Raw genomic sequence first — 20,947 nt, 5'->3', positions numbered from 1 at the left:
GGACGGATTCTAGAACAGCGCACCCGTTCCCGGTTGAACTCCACACGCATTGCGCTGTCGCGCACGAGCCGATGATGCAAAAAACTCACCAATCGTAATCGATGGTCAGCGGCGCATGGTCGGAAAACCGCTGCGCTTTATAAATGGACGCCTGCTTGGCCAATGCTGCAATGCCTGGCGTGGCCAACTGGTAATCCAGACGCCAGCCGACATTCTTCGCCCAGGCCTGACCACGATTGCTCCACCATGTGTAGCACTCATCGGTGGCTTCTGGGTGCAGGCGGCGATAGACGTCCACCCAGCCGGTCTCCAGACGAGCCCCCAACCAGGCGCGCTCCTCGGGCAGAAAGCCCGAATTCTTCTGGTTGCTCTTCCAGTTCCGCAGGTCGATCTCGCGATGGGCGATGTTCCAGTCCGCGCAGATGATCACTTCGCGCCCGCTGCCACGCAGGCTTTCCATGCGCGGCGCGAAAACGTCCATGAAACGGAATTTGGCCTGCTGGCGTTCCTCTGGGCTGGAGCCGGATGGCAGGTACAGGGAAACGACCGACAATGCGCCGCGCGCCGTGTCGAAATCCGCTTGCAGGTAACGCCCCTCGGCATCGAACTCGACCACATCGATACCCACCAGCACACGGGTGGGCTGCTGACGCGCGTAGACCGCGACACCGCTGTAGCCTTTCTTTTCGGCGTAGTGGAAATGACCGGTATAGCCGGATGGCGCCAGCATGATTTCGCTCATGTCTGCGGCCTGGGCCTTGAGTTCCTGCAAGCAGACGACATCGGCCGATTGCTGTGCCAGCCAGTCATAGAAGCCTTTGGTCGCTGCAGAGCGCACGCCGTTGAGGTTGGCAGTGATGACGCGTAACATTCCTCGGATTCCCCCAACCTATGATCATGATCGTGGATTTTAGCCGCAAGTTTCTCGCGCTCGCAGAGCACAAGGGCGTGCTCCGCTTTGGTGAATTCAAGACCAAGGCCGGGCGCCTCTCCCCCTATTTCTTCAATTCGGCGCTGTTCGATGACGGCGCATCCTTCGCAGAGCTTTGTGGCTATTACGCCGAAGCCATCCGTGCAAGCGGTATCGCTTTCGACGTGCTTTTCGGCCCGGCCTACAAGGGTATTCCATTGGCAGCAGGTACGGCCATCCAGCTCGCAGCACAAGGCCGCAACATCCCCTTCTGCTTCAACCGCAAGGAAGCCAAGGACCATGGCGAAGGCGGCACGCTGGTCGGTGCACCGCTGAAGGGCAAGGTTCTGGTGATAGACGACGTCATCTCCGCGGGCACCTCGGTGCGAGAATCCGTGGAGATCATCCGCGCGGCGGGCGCCGAGCTTGCTGGCGTGGTGATCGCCATCGATCGCATGGAACGCGGCACCGGTACGCAAAGCGCGGCTCAGGAAGTTGCCGAACGGTTCAGCGTGCCGGTCATCGCAGTCGCCAACCTGGAGGACCTGATGCAGTACATTGCCGACGATTCGCGCCTGCAGGCACACCTGCCCGCCGTGCGTGCCTACCGCGAGACCTGGGGCGTCTGAGGCCTGCATGCGTCTGCTGCGCGCCCTGCCCGTCCTGCTGCTGCTGAACGGTACGGCCAGTCAGGCCAATACGTTCTGCTGCGAAGACAACAGCGGCCGGCGTGTCTGCAGCGACGCGCTGCCGACCATCTGCTTCGACCGCGCCTATCGTGAGCTTTCTCCTGGGGGCCGGGTGGTGTGGGAAGTCGAAGGTCCGCTCAGCCCGGAACAAAGGACGCGCAGGAACACCGAACTCCGCGCCGCGCGCGAACGTGCAGGTGCGGAAGCCACTGCGCGTCGCCGCGATCAGGTACTGCTCGAATCCTATGCCAACGTCAGCGAGCTCGATCGCCGACGTGACCGCGAACTGGCCAATGTCGATGGTGAGATAAGGGCCGCACGCGCGCGTGAAACGGCCCTGAGGGAACAGCTCGCCACGTTCACCAAGAAGCTGCCGGCCAATGGCAATCCGCCCAAGGCGCTGCAGGAAAACATCAATACGCTGGAATCCGAGATCAATGCGATCCAGTCCGTGATCCAAGGCAAGGAGCGCGAGTCGCGCGCCATCACCGAACGGTTCAAGGCTGACCGCAAACGCTATGTCGAGCTGGTCGGCCCCACTACGAGCACGCAGCCACGCTGAGCGCCGACAAGCCAACGGCGCCCCAAGGCGCCGTTTTCCGTTCAAGCAAGAACCATCAGTCGCCCAGAACAGCCCGGACGTTGGCCCATTGCCGACGACTGATCGGCAGCAGCTCCGTCAGTCCATTCAGGCGAACGCTCCAGTAGCCTTCTCCCCCGTCTTCGCCGACAGAACGCTCGAATCCCACCACCGCCCCCCGAGACACCAGGCAATTGCGGTGGATACGCACGAAGCGCTCCGGGAACTCCTGCTCCAGCTGAACCAACGACTCTTCCAGCAGATACTCACGCCCGGCCGTACGTGCCGTCACATATTTGAGCTCCGCCTTCAGGAACAGGACATCTGAAATCGGGATCAGATGGATCTTGCCCCGCTCGCTGCAAGTCAGATGGCGACGCGGCTCTGCGATCACATCCAGACTTTCACGGGTCAGCGGTGCAGCCTGACGGGCCTTCTGCAGCGCCACGCCAAGACGCTCGGCACGCACCGGCTTGAGCAGGTAATCGATGGCGTTGAGTTCAAAAGCCTGCACCGCATGCTCGTCATAGGCCGTGACGAAGATGATGCGCGGCACGGGGTGCAACTGCGCCACATGCTGGGCAAACTCGATGCCATCCATGGCAGGCATGCGGATATCGACCAGGATCAGGTCTACGGGATTGCTCTCGAGCATTCTCAGGGCTTCCAGCCCATTCCCGGCCATACCGATGACCCGTGTCGGCTGCTCGGCAGCAAGATCGCCCAACAGATTGCGCAAGCGCTCACGCGCAGGCGCCTCGTCATCGACGATCAAGACCGACAGCGATGCTGTTTCCATCATTTCTCCTCTCTACGCAGCGGAATGCGGACCCGCACCCTGAACTCCCCGAGTTGCTCCTCGGTCGTCAAAGTTGCTTCCACATCGAAAAACAGAGCCAGACGCTCACGGATGTTGCTCAACGCCATACGGTTTCCAGTGGTCCGCCGCTCCACTTTGCAGGCAGGATTGGTGATACGCATATCCAGCATGTTGCCACGCCGTACGATACGGACGCTGATCGCCCCCGGCTCCGGGTTTGGCTCTATACCGTGACATACCGCATTCTCGAGAAGGGGTTGGAGCATGAGCGGCGGAACCTGGGCGTTCAGCGGCGCATGTTTGAGCTCCCAAGTCACATTGAGGCGATCTCCCAGACGCAATCTTTCCAGATCCAGATAACGATTGCAGAGGTCGATCTCATCGCCCAGGGTGACCAGTTCGCGCGCATCCCGCATCAGCTCTCGAAACAGCTCGGCCATCGATTCGAGTGCCTGCTCGACCCGCTTCGGATCGGTACGGATCACCCCCAGCACGCCGTTGATGCAGTTGAAGAAGAAATGCGGGCGGATACGCGCAGTCAGCGCCAGGATGCGCGCCTCCCCCAGCGCCGGCAGCTGTGATATCTGCCGCCAGCGGAAATAGGCCATGGCGCACAGGGATGAACCAAGCGCCCAGAGCATGCCGCGCAGGTACGCATCGTGAGACGACGGTGGCATCAACCAGGACTGCGTGATGATCGTCACCCCGAGCGCCAGACTGACCATGCTCAACGTCAGGTCCCGCCAGCTCAGATGCGCCAACCAGGGCCCCAGCATGAACAGCAGCATGGCAAACATGATCAGCGGCAGCTCGACCCGACCAGCCAGGAACAGGAAGGCATAGCCCAGGTTTTCCAGTTCAGGCGTGCGGATCAGAACCGTCACCAGCATCAGGACATTGCCCAGCACCAGAACACGCAGCATCGCGCCAAGATTGCGGAAATCCGGCACCAGCACGCGCAACCGTTCCGGGATCGCGGTCGCATCCGAGCTTTGCTTTATAATTTTCGGTCTTTCCTGTGCGTTTGCCATGGTTCGCCCAGCAGGCCTCTTCCCTTTCTCGCATCCCGCCGATTCATTATGTCAGACATCTCAACAGCCAACGGCACTTGGTCAGGCCGCTTTTCCGAGCCCGTTTCCGACCTCGTCAAGCGCTACACGGCCTCGGTCTTCTTCGACTGCCGCATGGCTGTTCAAGATATCCGCGGTTCGCTTGCCCATGCCCGGATGCTCGCAAAACAAGACATCATCAGCAATCAGGATTTGTCCGACATTGAACGCGGCATGAGCCAGATCGCCGGCGAGATCGAACGGGGTGAATTCGCATGGCGTCTGGATGCCGAAGACGTACATATGAACATCGAGCAGCGCCTGACAGCGCTGATCGGGGATGCCGGCAAGCGCCTGCACACGGGGCGCTCGCGCAACGACCAGGTCGCCACCGACATCCGGCTGTGGCTACGCGATGCCATCGACACCATCCTCGCCCTGATCGGCGAATTCCAGACCAGCCTGCTCAAACTCGCCGAGGAGCATGCTGCCACGCCCCTGCCTGGCCACACGCACCTCCAGATCGCACAACCGGTGACTTTCGGCCACCACCTGATGGCCTACAACGAGATGCTGCGCCGCGACGCCGAACGTTTCGCCGATGTGCGCCGCCGCGTCAATCGCCTGCCACTCGGTTCGGCCGCGTTGGCCGGCACCACCTACCCCATCGACCGCGAATTCGTCGCTCGCGAGCTGGATTTCGAGGAAGTCTGCGAAAACTCGCTGGACGCCGTATCGGATCGCGACTTTGCAATCGAATTCTGTGCGGCCGTCTCCCTGGCAATGATGCATCTGTCGCGCCTTTCCGAAGAGCTCATCCTCTGGATGAGCCCGCGCTTCGGCTTCATCGATCTGGCCGACCGCTTCACCACCGGCTCATCGATCATGCCGCAGAAGAAGAATCCGGATGTGCCTGAACTGGTGCGCGGCAAGACCGGCCGCGTCAATGGTCACCTGATTGCCCTGCTGACGCTGATGAAAGGCCAGCCGCTGGCCTATAACAAGGACAACCAGGAAGACAAGGAGCCTCTGTTCGACGCAGCCGACACGATGATCGACACGCTGCGCATCTATGCAGACATGATCACCGGCATCCGGGTCAAGGCAGAAAACATGCGTGAAGCACTCAAACTAGGCTTTGCCACCGCCACGGATCTCGCCGATTACCTGGTGAAGAAGGGTCTGCCCTTCCGTGACGCACATGAAGCCGTGGCACTCGCCGTGCGTGCCGCCGAGCAGCAAGGCTGTGATTTGCCGGACATGCCGCTGGAAGCCTTGCGCAATTGCATGGTTCATGTGTCAGGCGCTGCGGAAAAACTCGCTGACGACATCTTCGGTGTGCTCACCGTCGAAGGTTCGCTGGCCTCACGCAATCACATCGGTGGCACGGCGCCGGAGCAGGTGCGGGCGGCCATCGCCCGTGCCCGGGCGCGATTGGCGAAGTAAGCCAGACAACAAGGCGGGTAGATCCCGCCTTTTTCATTGTCTGGTCGTCCAAAGATGAAGAACATGTTGGTCATCGCGGGCGGTGGATCGCGGGACCATTTTTCATGCATGGAGACCGAAGTGGAATTCCTGGGAACCAATGAATTCAAGACGCTGAGCAATCCTGGCGTCGTTTCGACTCAGTTGCTTTCACCGCACAATTCGCTCTCAGAACGCGTCACGCTGACGCGTGCGGTCGTTGCGCCCGGCGCGATACAGAAACGTCACACCCACAACAGTTCCGAACAGATCTGGATCGCCATCGAAGGGCGCGGCACCTTGCTGCTCGCCAATGATGCGACGCATCCGATCACGGCAGGTGACGTAGCGCGCTTCGCCGATGGCGAGGTACATGGCTTCGTGAATGACAGCGAGGTGGACTTTGTCTACCTTTCGGTCACCTCGCCACCGATCAACTTTTCCTACGCCTACCGCAAGGAATCGTGATCAGACCGGAGGCTTGGCATTCAGCACGCGCGTGGCAGCCTCCCACTCGCCTCCTGCGAGTTTCGGCCACGCCCCCAAAGCGCGCTCCAATGCCGCATCGATCAACTCCTGCTCTTCACGACGGGCGCGATTAAGCACGAAATTCGCGACCTGGTTCTTGTCACCAGGATGGCCGATACCGACACGCAGACGCCAGAAATCCTGTGAAGACAGACGGGCGGTGATGTCCTTGAGACCGTTATGACCGCCGAGCCCTCCCCCGAATTTCAGGCGCAGGTGGCCAGGCGGGATATCCAGCTCGTCATGCACGACGAGGATTTCGTTGGGCAGGATGCGGTAGAAATGCGCCAGCGCCAGCACCGACTGACCTGAACGGTTCATGAAGGTCTGCGGCAGCAGCAGCCAGGTATCGCCGCTACGCCCGATCAGACCATGAAAGCGGGCCTCCGGGCGCAACGAAACCCCGAGCGTCTCTGCAAGACGCTCACAAAACCAAAACCCGGCGTTATGCCGGGTTTCGGTGTATTCGGCCCCGGGATTCCCGAGACCGACGATCAGGCGCGGAGCCGACTGAACCATCAGGCTGCAGGCTGAGCTTCGCCTTCGCCTTCGCCTTCAGCAGCAGCTGCTGCGCCGCCACGGATGGAGACAATGGATGCGATCACCTTGTCAGCATCGGTGGAGTGGGCCAGTTCCAGGCCCTTGGGCAGTTGCACGTCACGCAGATGCAGGGAAGCACCGATCTCCAGCGCTTTCACATCCACTTCGATGAATGCAGGCATGTCGCCCGGCAGGCCCTTGACGTCCACTTCGTTGATCAGATGCGAGAACACGCCACCCGAAGTCTTCACGCCCGGAGCGAGCTCGGCATTCACGAAGTGCAGCGGTAGCTTCACATGGGTCACCTGGTTGGCATCGACGCGCTGGAAGTCGATGTGCAGCACCAGTTGGCGGAACGGATGCCATTGCACATCACGCAGCAGCACGGTTTCCTTGCTGCCCTCGACATCAATCGAGATCAACGAGGAGTGGAAGGCTTCCTTGCGCAGGATGTGGAACAGATCGTTGTGATCCAGCGAAATCTGCACCGGGGCCTTGTCACCACCGTAAATGATGCCGGGCGTGGTACCGACACGACGCAGGCGGCGGCTCGCACCCTTACCCTTGGCATCGCGCTTGGCGGCTTGAATGTTGAATTGCATGTTGCTTCTCCAGAAAAAGGCAGCGACCCGCGACCAGGCGCCACCGACACAAAAAGCGGCGCAGAAGACGCCGCTCGAAACCTGTACGACTTATTCGTCCATGAACAGCGACGAAACCGATTCTTCGTTGCTGATGCGCAGCATGGTATCTGCCAGCAGAGAGCCGATGGAAACCTGCTTGATCTTGGGGCACGCACGCGCCTCGTCACGCAAGGCAATGGTGTCGGTCACCACCAGTTCATCAAGCTCGGACTCGGTGATTCGCGCAATCGCCGCACCGGACAGCACCGCATGGGTGATGTAGGAAACCACGCGCTTGGCACCATGTTCCTTGAGGGCCTGGGCTGCCTTGCACAGGGTACCGGCGGTATCGACGATGTCATCGACGATCACACAGGTACGATCGCGCACGTCGCCGATGATGTTCATGACCTCTGAGACATTGGCCTTCGGACGACGCTTGTCGATGATCGCAAGCTCGGTTTCCAGTTGCTTGGCCACGGCACGTGCGCGAACCACACCACCCACGTCCGGCGATACCACCATCAGATCACCAGCCTGCTCGGATTTGCGCAGATGCGACAGCAGCAGAGGCGTGGCGTAGATGTTGTCGACCGGGATATCGAAGAAGCCCTGAATCTGGTCGGCGTGAAGATCGACCGTGAGGATGCGCTGTACACCGACGGCCTGCAGCATGTTGGCCACCACCTTGGCAGTGATGGGCACGCGGGCCGAACGTGGACGCCGATCCTGGCGGGCGTAGCCAAAGTACGGCACGGCGGCGGTGATCCGGCCTGCAGACGCACGCTTGAGCGCGTCGACCATGATCATCAGTTCCATGAGGTTGTCGTTGGTGGGGACCGACGTGGGCTGCAGGACGAACACATCCTTGCCACGCACGTTCTCCAGCAGCTCGACGTTGACTTCGCCATCGGAGAAACGTCCGACCGTGGCAGAGCCGATGGAAATACCCAGACGCTTGACCACATCAGCAGCAAGCTTGGGATTGGCGTTGCCTGTGAAGACCATCAGGCTGCGATAGGCCATGACCACCTCTTGAAATGCCTTGGCTGAAAACAAATCGGGCAGGCCGACAGCCTCGACTGTGACCTGCCCGATATTTAGGGGCTGGGGAGGAAGGACTCGAACCCTCGAATACCGGAATCAAAATCCGGTGCCTTAACCAACTTGGCGACTCCCCAAAAATCTGTCATATCAACCTTGCTCTGGCAGGGTCAGAATCCATTTATTCGTTGCAGCATCCATACAAGGGATGCTCATCCAGCGCGGCAGCACACCATATCTTCCAGCGACCGGAAAAAGCCTTTACAACCAGCTCCGCTTTTATTCGCCCGGCACACGGCAAGAACACACACGCTCCGGAACCACTCATTTTCGGCTCACCGAAACCGGCAAGATCACTCAGGGCTTCAGCGATCACCGGGTACAAATCACACGCAACCGGTTGTAAATCGTTTCTGCCTTTCGTATCGACCAGCACCTGCGCTTGACGACTCGAGAAGCCCGGCATTATGAGGATCTCGGAGTTACGCGTCAACTCTTTTGACGAAAAAATTTCGGCTGTAGGCACAGAAACCGGGGGCTCCAGAACGACATACCAGACCGGCGACAATTCCAGGGGACGCAGGGTCTCCCCGACACCTTCGGCCCAAGCCGTACGACCGAAAATAAAAAACGGCACATCTGCCCCGAGCGTCAACGCCCAAGCCTGCAATTCCGCCCGGGATACATGCAGTGCCCAGAGACGATTGAGCGCGAGCAGCACCGTGGCGGCATCCGAACTGCCGCCCCCCAGCCCGCCTCCCATGGGGAGGCGTTTCTCGACGTGCAGATCGACGCCCAGTCGGCAGCCGGTCCGCTGCTGCAGCAGTCTGGCCGCACGCACGACAAGATCATGCGCCTCAGGCACACCCGGAATCTCGTTGAGGCGCCGGACGTCCCCGTCTCCACGTACCCGCAGCCTCACCCTGTCGCCGTGATCGAGCATGCGAAAGGCGGTTTGCAGCAAATGGTAGCCATCGGGCCGGCGCCCCGTCACATGGAGGAAAAGGTTGATCTTGGCCGGCGCCAGACAGTCCAGGAAATCCGCCCCAATCTCACTCACAGGTGCCACTCCTCGATCACCAGGCGTACCCGCATGGCGTCCCGGCGGACCTCCAGGGTCCGCGGCAACGCATTGGGGGTTTCATTCTCATAGGCCAGAATCCTGACTTGCCATCCGGCATCCTCGGCTTGTAGCAGACGCCCCTGGGCATCCAGACCGATCGCCCGCGCATGGTCGCTCACCCGCCCTCTCACCCAGCGTGAAAGCGCATCGACAGGGACGAAAAACTCGGTCAGATACACCACCAGATCGTCAATGCTGGCAGCTTCCGTCACCTCGCCGTCGGCAGCCTCCCAACGAGCACCCGCATCGTCACGAGACAGCAGGGCGAGCTGGCTGCCCAGCGGCGAATAGAAGCCGATGCGATCCTGCCGCGCGCCATGGTCCCAATTGATGCGCACGGTATTCGCGCCCGAAGGCTGCGAGATGGCCAGCCGCCCATCAAGAACGAACCGTTCCAAAGAGGAACGTTCGGGCCTTGGGGCGACAGGTGCGGTCGAACAGGCAAACAACAGACCAGCCGCCAGCGAAGCAGCAGCAAAACGCCAGGCGGACATGGATTAGAGGCCCAGACGACGCCCGAGATCCTGCAGCTGGGCGCTATCCGGCTGCAGGCGCAGGGAGTCCAGCCAGCGCTGCCGGGCCTCATCCTTGCGCCCCTGCGCCCACAACACCTCGATCAGGTGCGAAGCCACTTCGGGATCTGGAAACACCGTGTAGGCACGCTGGAGCAGCTCCAGCGCCTCATCCAGACGCCCCTGACGGAAGCGCAACCAGCCCAGGCTGTCGATGATCGCAGGATCCTCCGGCTGTAATGCGATGGCCTGCTCCAGCAATTGCTGAGCTTCGTCCAGACGGATATTCCTGTCCGTCAGCGAATACCCCAAGGCGTTGAGCGCGTGTGCGTGGTCCGGCCGACGTTGCAGCAACTGGCGCAATCTCGCTTCCATGAGCTCCGGTTGCCCCAGCTGCTCGGCCAGCAAGGCGCCGTCATAAAGCGCGGTTTCGTTGCCAGGCTCGCGCGCCAGAATCTGAGCGATCAGTTGGTACGCCTGCTCACGTTGCCCCACCTCGCGCAACAACGCGGCCTCCGTCAGCTGCAAGGACGACGCGGCGGCCGGAAGCTGGTCAGCAGCCTCGCGCAAGGAAGCCACAGCTTCCTGCCACTGCCCTCTTGAAGCCAGCAGCCGGGCCAGGCGCGTGCGGGCGTTGGCATATTGCGCACCCGGCGTCACGGCACGATAGGCCTGCAGGGCCTCGTCCTCCAGTTTCAGCTCTTCATTGACCTGCCCCAGCAACAGGCGCATCTGATCCACGTCACCCGCATTTTCGTTCACCAACCCTTGCAGGACGGAACGCGCGGTAAGCATGTCTTCGTTCTGCGCGGCCAGTGACGCGATGGTCAAGGCGAGGTCGTTGTTGCCCCGCTCATCAAACAGCAGGCCAAGATAGGCTTCCCGCGCTTCACCGGTACGCTTGGCTTCCATCAACCAGCGGATATAGGTCACGCGGGCTTCCAGCGCCTTCGGATTGCGGCGGACGAAGCTGTAGAGCTCGGGGAGCAGTTCGGCACGCGCACTGTCTGGCGCCAAACGCAGGCGCAGCAGCATGGCCAGCTCCCAATCCGGTCTCAGATCCAGTGCCGTCTGGGCATCCTTCATGGCCTGCGCCAGCTCGCCGGCTTCGCGTCGTATCAACGCTCGCGCCACTAGCGCCTCGGCTTCGTCCAGATAGGGCTGGGTCAATCGTTCGACGGCATGCAAGGCTCCCTGCTTGTCGGCCTGCCGAGCATAGAGTGCCGGCAACTGCATCAGCATCAGGGCACGTGAAGCCTGGGACCGCTGCAGCCGCTCACGCAGCGCCTGTTCCGCATCGACGGGAGCGGCCTCCAGCGCACGCGCCACATTGGCCAGCGCGATATCGTTGCCGCGACGGATGATGCGCTCATCATCGCTGCGCTTGATCATTTCGCCGTACAGCACGTCCGCATCGGCAAGCAGGCCACGCGCCAGCGCAACCTCGGCAAGGAACATCTGCTGGAGCAGCTGCGCGGAACTCAGGGTTTCCACGCGATCCACTGCAGGTTTGCGCTTTGCCGACGCCGCCGGCGCAGCCTGCGCCGTAACCGCGAACAAGCTGAGCAGAAGCAGGGAAATGACACGAACGGAAGAAGGCTTCATCGGGAGCACACACCACAACGCAGGGCAGGCTACGATCTTAGCAGCTACGCAGGTGCCAATAGGCAAGCATGAAAAGAAAGGAAGTCCGATGCCCGAATTACCCGAGGTCGAAACGACACGCCTGGGAATTGCCCCCAACCTGGAAGGGCGCAGCGTCACGGGAGTCCGCGTACGCCAGCCGCGGCTGCGTTATCCGATCCCGGAGGACCTTGCCGAACGCTTGTGCGGCCAGACGATCCTCGCGGTTAAACGCCGCGCAAAATACCTGCTGCTGGAGTTCTCTCATGGCTCCTTGCTGCTGCACCTGGGCATGTCAGGCAGCCTGCGCATCGTGCCTGCAGACACACCGCCCGTCGCCCACGAGCACTTCGATCTCGTTTGCAACAACACAGCACTGCGCCTGCGGGATCCTCGTCGTTTCGGCGCAGTGCTCTGGCTTGAGCCTCCCGCAAACAGGCATCCACTGCTTGCGCGCCTGGGCATCGAGCCGCTGGAAGAGGGTTTCGATGGTCCAGCCCTTCACGCACTGTGCAAAGGCAAACGGACACCTATCAAGCAACTGCTCATGGATGGGCATCTGATCGTCGGCATCGGCAACATCTACGCCTCTGAAAGCCTTTTTCGCGCCCGCATCCACCCTGCGACCCCGGCGGGCCGGCTGACCCTTGCACGCTGCACCCGGCTGACCAGCGAAATTCGCCAGACACTGCGCGATGCGTTGGCGGCCGGCGGCAGTAGCCTGCGTGACTTCGTACATAGCGATGGCAGCAGTGGCTACTTCCAGCAGCAGTACTTCGTCTACGGCCGTGACAATGAACCTTGCCGCCACTGCGGCAGTACCGTTCGTCGCCTGATTCAGGGGCAACGGGCAAGCTTCTATTGCCCGCGCTGCCAACGGACACCGCCGGGCACCTGATGTACGCCGCTAGGAGTTCAGCGCCAAGCCCATGATTCTGAACAGCTAGCTTTGGCGCTATCCTAGCGTCAGCAACCGCAAGGCATTCGCGCATGCGGCCGCCTCGCCCTGCAACCATTCTTGCGGAGCCAAACGATGGCCCTGATTGACAGTTTTTCTGCCTATACCCACTGGCGCAACGAAGTCGGCAACGCCACACAGCAACTGCGCGCCTGGCTGGCAAACAACGATATCGACGATGCACAAACCGACTTGCGTTTGAAATGCGTCCTGGACAGATTGCGTGAAGACAAGCTGGTCGTAGCTTTTGTCGCGGAATTCTCGCGCGGCAAGTCGGAACTCATCAACGCGATCTTCTTCTCCCATTACGGCAATCGCATCCTGCCGTCGAGCGCCGGGCGCACCACCATGTGTCCCACCGAGCTGCAATGGGAACCCGGACAGACGCCGGCCGTACACCTGCTACCGATCGAAACACGCAACCGCGGTGAGAGTATCGCCGACCTTCGCCGCGTGCCGGACGAGTGGGTTCTTGAACCGATCAACCTCAACGATGCCGAAAGCCTGCAGCGCGCCTTCTCACGCGTCAGCGAGACGCGCAGGGTTCCACGCGAAGAGGCGGAGGCTCTAGGCTTTCCGGTTGACGAGCGAGGCATCGAAGGCGCTTGTCCGGACGCCGACGGGTTGGTCGAGATCGCGCGCTGGCGCCACGCCGTCGTGCAATTCCCGCACCCGCTGCTGGAGCAAGGGTTGGTCATCATCGATACACCGGGGCTCAATGCTATCGGTTCGGAACCCGAGTTGACCTTGTCGCTGCTGCCCTCGGCGCATGCCGTGCTGTTCATCCTCGCAGCCGATACCGGCGTCACCCAGAGTGACCTGCTGGTGTGGCAGAAACACGTCAACGCCGGGCGCACGCAACGGCATGGCCGTGTCGTGGTACTCAACAAGATCGACGGGCTGTGGGATGGCCTGCGCACCGATGCGCAGATCGATGAGGAAATCGACCGTCAGGTCCGCTCGGTCGCTGACATTCTGGACGTACCCTCCGAACAGATCTTCCCGGTGTCGGCCCAGAAAGCCCTGCTTGCCAAGGTCAGCCAGGATCAGACGCTGCTCGCGCGATCGCGCGTCGCCGAGCTTGAAAATGCGCTCTCCATCGACCTTTTGCCCACACGGCAGCAGATCATTCGCGACTCCACCCTGGAGGAGCTGGGGGACATCATTCTTCGCGCCCGGGAACTGCTGGAGTCACGCCTGATCGGCCTGCGCGAACAGCTCAAGGAACTTGGCGAGTTGCGCGGCAAGAACCACAGCGTGATCGAATACATGATGCGCAAGGTGCGTACGGAGAAGGATGAATTCGACCGTGGCCTGCAGAAGTACCACGCCGTGCGAACGGTATTCACCAACCTGTCGAACAAGGTCTTTTCACATATCGGCATGGATGCCGTCCGCACGGAAACCCGTCGTACCCGCCATGCGATGAGTGATGCGAGTTTTTCCCGCGACCTGCGCAGTGCGATGGAAGACTTTTTCGAGACCCTGCGTACCAAGCTGCGTGCCTCCGCGCAGGACATCAAGGAAATAACTGCCATGCTCGAAGCAATGTACAAACGCTTCACCATCGAACATGGCCTGCAGCTCACGCCGCCCAGCGGTTTTTCAACACTGCGCTACGAACGCGACATCGTGCGCCTCGAACGGGCATTCAACGAAGAGATCAATACACTGACCTCAATGGTCACGCATACCAAGGGGTCGCTGACCCAGCGTTTTTTCGAAACCGTGGCGCTGGAGGCCCGGCGGACCTTCGAGGTTGCCAATCGTGATGTAGAGCAATGGCTGCGCGTAGTGATGGCCCCACTGGAGACCCAGGTGCGCGAGTACCAGCTGCAACTGAAGCGCCGCCTGGAAAGTGTCAAACGGGTACACGAAGCCACGGGAACGCTGGAAGAACGGATCCGGGAACTGTTGCAAGCCGAATCGGCGCAACTGAAGCAGCTCAACGAACTGGACGGGCTTCGCCATGTTGCAGAACGTGCGCTGGGACAGCACATCCCTCCGACCGCACGATCCAGAGATCTAGCCGCCTGAACTGGGAATAATCCGGGCGAATCAGGCTAGAATCCCGCCCTCGCCCGGATGATGGAATCGGTAGACATACCGGACTTAAAATCCGGAGCCGCAAGGCGTGCGGGTTCGACCCCCGCTCCGGGTACCATCAGCAACAAGTCTCGCCGCTCAGCAGGGGGCTATTACGTGGTCGCGGGAAGCGTAAGCAGCTCTCAGCCATTCCACGATGCCCCTTCATGACCACCCACCTATTGCTCCCTGGCAGGAACGCCTGCTGGTTAATGGCTTCACGCCACTATCCAGCGTTGACTGGCCGGGTATGCGTGCAGCGACAGTATTCCTGCGTGGCTGCCCCTGGCGCTGCACTTACTGCCACAATCCGCAATTGCAGCGCCGCAAAAGCGGTGACACCTTACTGGGCTGGCCACACATCGTCACTGCTCTCCGGGAGAGTCACCAGATGTTGGATGCCGTGGTGTTCTCCGGCGGCGAACCAACAGCCGACGCCTGCCTTGGCGACGCGCTGGCCGAAGTGCACGCCTTGGGCTTCAAGACCGGCCTGCACACCGGGGGCGCCTATCCTGATCGGCTGACCAGGCTACTGCCGCTGCTCGACTGGGTCGGTTTCGACCTCAAGACAGATTACGTGCATTACGCCGAACTCACCGGCACGCCAGACAGTGGAGCACGCGCGACCCAGAGTGCACGGCTGATCGTGGCCAGTGGCGTGGATCACGAATTCCGGCTGACCTGGCATCATCAACTGATCGCAGAAGAGTCCGCCCTGCTTGCGGCACATTTTGCGCATGAGCTCGGTGCACGCCGCTTCGTGCTGCAGGAATACCGGCGTGAAGGCGTGACGAACGCACAACTACCGGCCCATTCGCCATTGCCTGCGCAATTGGTCGAACGCATACGCCTGATCTATCCCGATCTGATCATCCGCGGAGAGATCTGCGGGCTGGCTCCAGGCTGAGCCTGATCTCGACGCTCAGGCCTGAACACGCCTCAGGGCTGGTGACAACACAGAATCCAGAAAACGCAGAAAAGCGCGAACTGGTGCGGAGTGCTGCTTACCGCTGGGATACAACGCCACAACGGCCGGACCGGGGCGATGCCAGTCCGGCAGCACGCGCAACAGTTTGCCTTCCTCGAGATGCGGGCGCAGCAGGAAATCGAAGTCTTCATAGATCCCGAGCCCGGCGAGCGCGCAGGTCAGTCCGGCGCGAGCATTGTCGACTGCGAGATCGCCGTCCGCGGTCACGGTAATGCGCTCCCTGCCCTTGACCAGCACATAGTCTGTCGGCCGGCCCGCATCCGCATCGAAAAAATCGATGGTCTGATGCCGCAGCAGATCGTTCGGATGCCTTGGCGTCCCAAAACGCGCCAGATAGGCAGGGCTGGCCGCCATGACGAAACTGACCTGCCCAAAACGTTTGTATCGGTAGGCTGAATCCTTGTTCTCCGATAATCGCAAGGCGACGTCGATCCCCTCTTCTGCCAGGTCCGGCGCACGCTCGGACAAAGAGATACGCAGGGCCAGATCCGGATAGGCCCGTAAAAATTCCGACATGCGTGGCAAGACCAAGGTATTGGCAATCGATTCGGTCATCTGCACATACAAGCGCCCGGCAACCCGCCCGGCGCGCTGCGAAAATTCAGTCGCCAACACCTCCAGTCCGTCGACGAGCACAGCCGCACGTGCCGCATAACGCTCGCCGTCGGCAGTCAATGACACATGGCGTGTCGTGCGATGGAAAAGCGACAGGCCCAACGCCTTCTCGAGGGTCTGAACCTGCTGACTAACGGTGGAGCGCGCCAACCCCAAGCGTTTGGCAGCAGCTGAAAAAGAGCCCAGCTCCGCCACAGTCAGAAAAGTTTGCAGTTCTGAAAAATTGGAAAAAGCAGGCATTGTTTGTCTGTGGCGAACAATGAATTCATGCCATTCGAGCAGAGATTCACCTATAGTTCAATCACCTATCTCGTACCAAGAGGTGACCCCATGTCCAACCGTACCCTCGGGTGCGGGGCAAGCGCAAGGCGCCTGGCGGCTTTCCCCGATTTCTTTGCCAGTCTCCCGCGCGAGCTCTCCTTCGATGACGCAGCAATGTGCCCAGAGCCATTGAGCTGCTGATCGCGCTTACACACCCAGAGACAATCATTGCACCACACGGTCCTGCGACCGCGGTTTTGTGCGCCCAAGCAAGGAAAGAATCATGAAAATTGCGCTTCATACCGCCATAGAAGGCGGCACACTCGCCCACCTCCATCTATCCGACAGGACTCGCAAAATTCTGATCGCACTAGTCTCCACACTGACACCATACGCAGTGGCTGCCATTGGAGTGTTCGTCTACCACAAACAATTTCTTATGCAATGAAAACGACGAGCGTCCATCGCTTGCGTAGCCAACGACTCAACACGCAGCCGTTACCCGAAGAAGGCAACGGCTGCATACAAAGAGCTGTCCTGATCAGTTGAGAATATTTCGCACGGACACGTTGCGAACCGCATCGACCTGCGGATGAAACTCGATATAAATCACCGGAGCCACCTCGTCCGCCATATGAACTTGGGTCAAAGGATAGACCCATGCCTCTCCGAGCTCGGCGACAGGATCTTCAGTCCGCTTCGGCTTTCCCAGAATGCGCCGCACTTCTTCACGCGTCATCGCGACACGCACCTGAGCCGCGCTTTTCTCATTAACCACCGTTCGCGACCCAAGCAGCACGCCACGCGAATCAAAATCCAGCATCCAAGTCTGCGCATACCCCCTGAACCAAGCGTATTCCAAGGTACGGGAGCCGTCAGTATTAATCCACTCAGCCGTCGGCTCCTGAATCTGGCGCACAGACGCCAGATCTGTTTTCCCCGGCACAAGCTGCTCCATGGAAAAACCGCCACACCCGGCCAACATGCCGAAAGCCAACACGCACAGCACCTTGCCAAGCATCACAAACTCCAGAAATTCAACAAGCGCGTAATCCTACTCTGCAACGGTAGAATCCGCGCCATGAACGATCTTGCAGCCCCCTCCCCACGGCGCATCGCAGTGGCGCCGATGCTCGACTGGACTGACCGTCACTGTCGTCACTTCCACCGCTTGCTGGCGCCTCATGCCTGGCTTTACACCGAGATGGTGACCACCGGCGCACTTCTGTTCGGCGACGTGGCGCGTCATCTACGCTTCGGAGAAGCCGAGCATCCAGTGGCACTGCAACTAGGGGGAAGCGAGCCCGAAGATCTTGCCCGCTGCGCTGCATTGGCGGAGGAATGGGGCTACGACGAAGTAAACCTGAATTGTGGATGCCCGTCGGAGCGCGTACAACGCGGAGCCTTCGGCGCCTGCCTCATGAACGAACCCAAGCTGGTAGCCGACTGCATCACAGCGATGCGAGGAGCTACCACGCTTCCCGTTACCGTCAAACACCGCATCGGCATCGACCGTATCGAGGATTACACCTTCGTTCATGATTTTGTCGACATGGTAGCTGGCGCCGGATGCCGAACCTTCATCGTGCATGCCCGCAACGCTTGGCTCAAGGGGCTCTCACCCAAGGAAAACCGCGAGATTCCGCCGTTGCGTTACGAAGTAGCCCATCAACTCAAACGCGACTTCCCCGAATACGAATTTCTGCTCAATGGCGGCCTGGCCGATACGCAAGCCATCCGTGTCCAGCTTGAGCACATGGATGGTGTGATGATCGGCCGCGAGGCCTACCACAATCCCTGGATCCTGGCCGAATGGGAACAGGCCTTCTGCGATCCAGCCTGGCAGCCAGAACGCCGGGAAATCATCTCCGGCATGGTCGCCTATGCTGCCTGCGAAGCCCGGGAACACGGCACGCCATTGCGTGCCATCTGCCGCCATATGCTGGGGCTGGCAAATGGCCTGCCCGGCGCAAAGAACTATCGACGCCTGCTGTCCGATCCGGACGCCCTGCGAACGGCAGGCCCCGAACTACTGGAAGATGCTTGGAACTGCGTACGTCAGCCTGGCTGATTTCGCGGGATCCGACACGGCAGGTACAATCCGTCCCGAAACGGCATACCGCCTCCAATACTTGGCCTTTGCGGCCACCCTGAATTGAAAGTGATTCCATGAGTCTCAAGTGCGGCATCGTTGGCTTGCCCAACGTTGGCAAATCCACGCTTTTCAATGCGCTGACCAAGGCTGGCATCGAAGCGGCAAACTACCCCTTCTGTACCATCGAACCCAATGTGGGCATTGTCGAAGTACCAGACGCACGCTTGGCGCAGCTCTCCGAGATCGTCAAGCCGCAACGCATCCAGCCTGCCATCGTGGAATTCGTCGACATCGCTGGCCTAGTTGCCGGTGCCAGCAAAGGTGAAGGCCTGGGTAACCAGTTCCTCGCCAATATCCGCGAGACCGATGCCATCGTAAACGTGGTGCGTTGCTTCGATGACGACCATGTCGTGCACGTCTCCGGTCGCGTAGACCCCTTGGCAGACATTGAAACCATCATCACCGAACTCGCGTTGGCAGACCTAGCCTCGGTCGAAAAAGCCATTGCCCGCGATGGCCGCAAAGCAAAATCTGGTGACAAGGAAGCGCAAAAGCTCGTCGCCGTGCTCGAGAAGCTCGTTCCCCATCTGAACGAAGGCAGACCTGCCCGCACGCTCGGGCTTAGCGACGAAGAAAAGGCCCTGATCCGCCCACTCTTCCTGATGACCGTGAAGCCGGCCATGTATGTCGGCAACGTGCTTGAGGACGGTTTCGAAAACAACCCCCACCTTGATCGCCTGCGTGAGCATGCCGCCAAGGAGGGCGCGCCAGTGGTTGCCGTATGCGCCAAGATCGAATCGGAACTGGCTGACCTTGACGACGAAGACAAGAAAGCTTTTCTGGCCGACCTCGGTCTCGATGAACCTGGCCTTAACCGTCTGATCCGGGCCGGTTACGATCTGCTTGGCCTGCAGACCTACTTCACGGCTGGCGTGAAGGAAGTACGTGCCTGGACCATCCACAAGGGCGATACCGCGCCACAGGCAGCCGGTGTGATCCACACCGACTTCGAGCGCGGCTTCATCCGCGCCCAGACCATCGCTTTCGAGGATTTCATCCAGTACAAGGGCGAACAAGGCGCCAAGGAGGCCGGCAAGATGCGCGCGGAAGGGAAGGACTATGTCGTCAAAGATGGTGACATCCTGAACTTCTTGTTCAACGTCTGATCTCTGACCAAGAGATACTTCCCTCCGTCACCTGATCACAATCAAATACGGTGACATACGTCTTTGGGCGTACCCGAATATGCCTTAGGATATAGGGAAGCACCGGTGCGCCGGTTTTATGCCACTCCGGCAGTTCAGAAGCGATCCATCAGATGAGCCTCCTGCGCATTCCACGCTCCTTCCGTCACACGCAGCCTGCCTTTGCGCACGCCTCTGGCATGCAATTCTCGCAGGCTCCCAGCAGTCACCCCAATGACGAGGACGATGAGCTGTTTGCGTTTTCCGAAGAGACGACTGCTGACGAGGGCAGTACTTCATACTTGGGCATGCAGGCTCCTTGGGTCTTGCTGATCGTCGACGATGAGCCCCAGGTTCATGAAGCCACCACATTGACTCTACGGCGCGGCCGTGTCGCGAATCGCACGTTCCGCTTTCTGCACGCCTACTCGGCAGCTCAGGCCAAGGAAATGATCCTGGCTGAGCCTCAGATCGATCTGGTACTGCTCGATGTGATGATGGAGACTCGCGACGCAGGCTTGCGTCTGGTCAACGAGCTACGTGGCCCGATGGAGCGCAATGAGCTAAAGATACTGATTCGCTCGGGACAGCCTGGATGGGAAACCGATCTTTCCGTGCCCCGCCGCTATTCCGTTGATGGCTACATGCAGAAGAGCCAGCAGACCCATCAGTTGATGATAGAAGTCATCAGCAACCTGTTGCTGGGTAGCTCTCCACAGGACGGAAGCGCTTCCTGATCAGACTTCGCCAGTCCGAAGCCTGGCAAATTCGAGCACTTCGTCAAGGAACTCGGCCCACCGGCTGAAGCCATGATCCCCTCCTGGCAGTACTGTCTGGCGTGCGCCTTGGTAATGGAGCACTGCCTGGCGGTGATCCAGCAATTCATCGCCGGTCTCAATTAATAACCAGAAGTTCTCAGGCTGGCGCAAGCTAGGCAGCGTCATGGAGATGACCTGTGCCACGTGCTCCGAGGAGAAGTGGAAACACTCATCGCTATAGATCATCGTGTGCTCACCAATGAACCCTGATGGATCTAGCCCGGCATGCAACACCAGCGGATTGATCAGTACAGCCCGCAGCCCATACTGAATCGCCCCCGGTTCACTAGACACTTCGAAGCCTTAAGCTGGCAACCAAGTGGAGGTGTCTATGAGTAGCAAGCGATACACGGAAGAGTTCAAGATTGAAGCGGTCAAGCAAGTGACCGATCGCGGACATAGCGTTGCGGACGTTGCCGGGCGACTGGATGTGAGCAT

Annotated in this window: 23 protein-coding genes and 2 tRNA genes; 12 read left to right on the top strand and 13 right to left on the bottom strand. The window is 60.2% G+C overall.

Annotation, left to right across the window (positions count from 1 at the left end):
• Positions 1-85: 85 nt before the first annotated feature.
• Positions 86-871 (bottom strand): exodeoxyribonuclease III, encoded by a 786-nt coding sequence (locus tag BGI27_RS13260; protein ID WP_095525336.1) that lies wholly within the window; start codon positions 869-871, stop codon positions 86-88.
• A 32-nt stretch (positions 872-903) separates the two neighbouring features.
• Here BGI27_RS13260 and pyrE point away from each other — a divergent pair, with 32 nt between their 5' ends.
• Both pyrE and BGI27_RS13250 read left to right on the top strand, forming a co-directional pair.
• On the top strand, positions 904-1,539 hold the full coding sequence (gene pyrE / locus BGI27_RS13255) for an orotate phosphoribosyltransferase (RefSeq protein WP_095525346.1): 636 nt from the start codon (positions 904-906) through the stop codon (positions 1,537-1,539).
• A gap of 7 nt (positions 1,540-1,546) precedes the next feature.
• Positions 1,547-2,161 (top strand): hypothetical protein, encoded by a 615-nt coding sequence (locus tag BGI27_RS13250; protein WP_095525335.1) that lies wholly within the window; start codon positions 1,547-1,549, stop codon positions 2,159-2,161.
• 55 nt (positions 2,162-2,216) lie between these two features.
• Here the strand turns inward: BGI27_RS13250 and BGI27_RS13245 are convergent, their stop codons facing one another.
• Both BGI27_RS13245 and BGI27_RS13240 read right to left on the bottom strand, forming a co-directional pair.
• Complete coding sequence (locus BGI27_RS13245; protein WP_095525334.1) at positions 2,217-2,978, bottom strand: LytR/AlgR family response regulator transcription factor; 762 nt, start codon at positions 2,976-2,978, stop codon at positions 2,217-2,219.
• Positions 2,978-3,955: a sensor histidine kinase gene (locus BGI27_RS13240; RefSeq protein WP_223871799.1), complete on the bottom strand. Its 978-nt coding sequence runs from the start codon at positions 3,953-3,955 to the stop codon at positions 2,978-2,980. Before BGI27_RS13240 ends, BGI27_RS13245 begins: the two co-directional genes overlap by 1 nt.
• A gap of 123 nt (positions 3,956-4,078) precedes the next feature.
• Here BGI27_RS13240 and argH point away from each other — a divergent pair, with 123 nt between their 5' ends.
• Positions 4,079-5,494: an argininosuccinate lyase gene (argH, locus tag BGI27_RS13235; RefSeq protein WP_095525332.1), complete on the top strand. Its 1,416-nt coding sequence runs from the start codon at positions 4,079-4,081 to the stop codon at positions 5,492-5,494.
• A 120-nt stretch (positions 5,495-5,614) separates the two neighbouring features.
• Positions 5,615-5,980: a cupin domain-containing protein gene (locus BGI27_RS13230; RefSeq protein WP_223871798.1), complete on the top strand. Its 366-nt coding sequence runs from the start codon at positions 5,615-5,617 to the stop codon at positions 5,978-5,980.
• On the opposite strand, the gene pth is transcribed toward BGI27_RS13230, so the two are convergent.
• The 7 genes from pth to BGI27_RS13195 all read right to left on the bottom strand — a co-directional run bounded on the left by pth (position 5,981) and on the right by BGI27_RS13195 (position 11,487).
• Complete coding sequence (pth, locus tag BGI27_RS13225) at positions 5,981-6,559, bottom strand: aminoacyl-tRNA hydrolase (RefSeq protein ID WP_095525331.1); 579 nt, start codon at positions 6,557-6,559, stop codon at positions 5,981-5,983.
• Complete coding sequence (locus tag BGI27_RS13220) at positions 6,559-7,182, bottom strand: 50S ribosomal protein L25/general stress protein Ctc (RefSeq protein WP_095525330.1); 624 nt, start codon at positions 7,180-7,182, stop codon at positions 6,559-6,561. Before BGI27_RS13220 ends, pth begins: the two co-directional genes overlap by 1 nt.
• A 90-nt stretch (positions 7,183-7,272) precedes the next feature.
• Positions 7,273-8,229, bottom strand: a complete 957-nt coding sequence (locus BGI27_RS13215; protein WP_095525329.1) for a ribose-phosphate pyrophosphokinase — start codon at positions 8,227-8,229, stop codon at positions 7,273-7,275.
• A gap of 81 nt (positions 8,230-8,310) precedes the next feature.
• Positions 8,311-8,384: transfer RNA gene (locus BGI27_RS13210), tRNA-Gln, on the bottom strand.
• Positions 8,385-8,428: 44 nt separating this feature from the next.
• Entirely contained in the window at positions 8,429-9,298 is an 870-nt protein-coding gene (ispE, locus tag BGI27_RS13205) for a 4-(cytidine 5'-diphospho)-2-C-methyl-D-erythritol kinase (protein ID WP_095525344.1), read from the bottom strand.
• Positions 9,299-9,303: 5 nt separating this feature from the next.
• Positions 9,304-9,864 carry a lipoprotein insertase outer membrane protein LolB gene (gene lolB, locus BGI27_RS13200; RefSeq protein ID WP_095525328.1) on the bottom strand — a complete coding sequence of 187 codons (561 nt, stop codon included), beginning with the start codon at positions 9,862-9,864 and terminating at the stop codon, positions 9,304-9,306.
• A 3-nt stretch (positions 9,865-9,867) separates the two neighbouring features.
• The gene (locus BGI27_RS13195; protein ID WP_095525327.1) at positions 9,868-11,487 is read right to left on the bottom strand and encodes a tetratricopeptide repeat protein; all 1,620 of its coding nucleotides are present in this window, start codon (positions 11,485-11,487) and stop codon (positions 9,868-9,870) included.
• Positions 11,488-11,575: 88 nt separating this feature from the next.
• On the opposite strand from BGI27_RS13195, the gene mutM reads away from it, so the two are divergent.
• The 4 genes from mutM (at position 11,576) to BGI27_RS13175 (ending at position 15,455) form a co-directional block, all read left to right on the top strand.
• Positions 11,576-12,403 carry a bifunctional DNA-formamidopyrimidine glycosylase/DNA-(apurinic or apyrimidinic site) lyase gene (gene mutM, locus BGI27_RS13190; RefSeq protein WP_095525326.1) on the top strand — a complete coding sequence of 276 codons (828 nt, stop codon included), beginning with the start codon at positions 11,576-11,578 and terminating at the stop codon, positions 12,401-12,403.
• 135 nt (positions 12,404-12,538) lie between these two features.
• Positions 12,539-14,500: a dynamin family protein gene (locus BGI27_RS13185; RefSeq protein WP_095525325.1), complete on the top strand. Its 1,962-nt coding sequence runs from the start codon at positions 12,539-12,541 to the stop codon at positions 14,498-14,500.
• Positions 14,501-14,542: 42 nt separating this feature from the next.
• A tRNA-Leu gene (locus tag BGI27_RS13180) sits at positions 14,543-14,627 on the top strand.
• Between the two features lie 78 nt (positions 14,628-14,705).
• Complete coding sequence (locus tag BGI27_RS13175; RefSeq protein WP_095525324.1) at positions 14,706-15,455, top strand: anaerobic ribonucleoside-triphosphate reductase activating protein; 750 nt, start codon at positions 14,706-14,708, stop codon at positions 15,453-15,455.
• Positions 15,456-15,470: 15 nt separating this feature from the next.
• On the opposite strand, the gene BGI27_RS13170 is transcribed toward BGI27_RS13175, so the two are convergent.
• The gene (locus BGI27_RS13170; RefSeq protein ID WP_095525323.1) at positions 15,471-16,391 is read right to left on the bottom strand and encodes a LysR family transcriptional regulator; all 921 of its coding nucleotides are present in this window, start codon (positions 16,389-16,391) and stop codon (positions 15,471-15,473) included.
• Between the two features lie 562 nt (positions 16,392-16,953).
• Positions 16,954-17,433 carry an outer membrane protein assembly factor BamE domain-containing protein gene (bamE, locus tag BGI27_RS13165; RefSeq protein ID WP_095525322.1) on the bottom strand — a complete coding sequence of 160 codons (480 nt, stop codon included), beginning with the start codon at positions 17,431-17,433 and terminating at the stop codon, positions 16,954-16,956.
• A gap of 60 nt (positions 17,434-17,493) precedes the next feature.
• Between bamE and dusA the strand changes: the two genes are divergently transcribed.
• The 3 genes from dusA (at position 17,494) to BGI27_RS13150 (ending at position 20,428) form a co-directional block, all read left to right on the top strand.
• Positions 17,494-18,483 carry a tRNA dihydrouridine(20/20a) synthase DusA gene (dusA, locus tag BGI27_RS13160; RefSeq protein ID WP_095525321.1) on the top strand — a complete coding sequence of 330 codons (990 nt, stop codon included), beginning with the start codon at positions 17,494-17,496 and terminating at the stop codon, positions 18,481-18,483.
• A gap of 98 nt (positions 18,484-18,581) precedes the next feature.
• Positions 18,582-19,673 (top strand): redox-regulated ATPase YchF, encoded by a 1,092-nt coding sequence (gene ychF / locus BGI27_RS13155; RefSeq protein ID WP_095525320.1) that lies wholly within the window; start codon positions 18,582-18,584, stop codon positions 19,671-19,673.
• Between the two features lie 152 nt (positions 19,674-19,825).
• Positions 19,826-20,428, top strand: a complete 603-nt coding sequence (locus tag BGI27_RS13150; RefSeq protein ID WP_095525319.1) for a response regulator — start codon at positions 19,826-19,828, stop codon at positions 20,426-20,428.
• Here BGI27_RS13150 and BGI27_RS13145 read toward each other — a convergent pair whose 3' ends face one another.
• Positions 20,429-20,803 carry a YqiA/YcfP family alpha/beta fold hydrolase gene (locus tag BGI27_RS13145; protein ID WP_095525318.1) on the bottom strand — a complete coding sequence of 125 codons (375 nt, stop codon included), beginning with the start codon at positions 20,801-20,803 and terminating at the stop codon, positions 20,429-20,431.
• A 37-nt stretch (positions 20,804-20,840) separates the two neighbouring features.
• Here BGI27_RS13145 and BGI27_RS13140 point away from each other — a divergent pair.
• The coding region (locus BGI27_RS13140) for a transposase (RefSeq protein WP_141239830.1) at positions 20,841-20,947 on the top strand (107 nt) is incomplete at its 3' end.

This window comes from Candidatus Dactylopiibacterium carminicum (assembly GCF_014736495.1).
Taxonomy (GTDB): domain Bacteria; phylum Pseudomonadota; class Gammaproteobacteria; order Burkholderiales; family Rhodocyclaceae; genus Uliginosibacterium; species Uliginosibacterium carminicum.
Note: the sequence above shows the minus strand (reverse complement) of the source record. Positions and strands in the feature narration are given on the sequence as shown.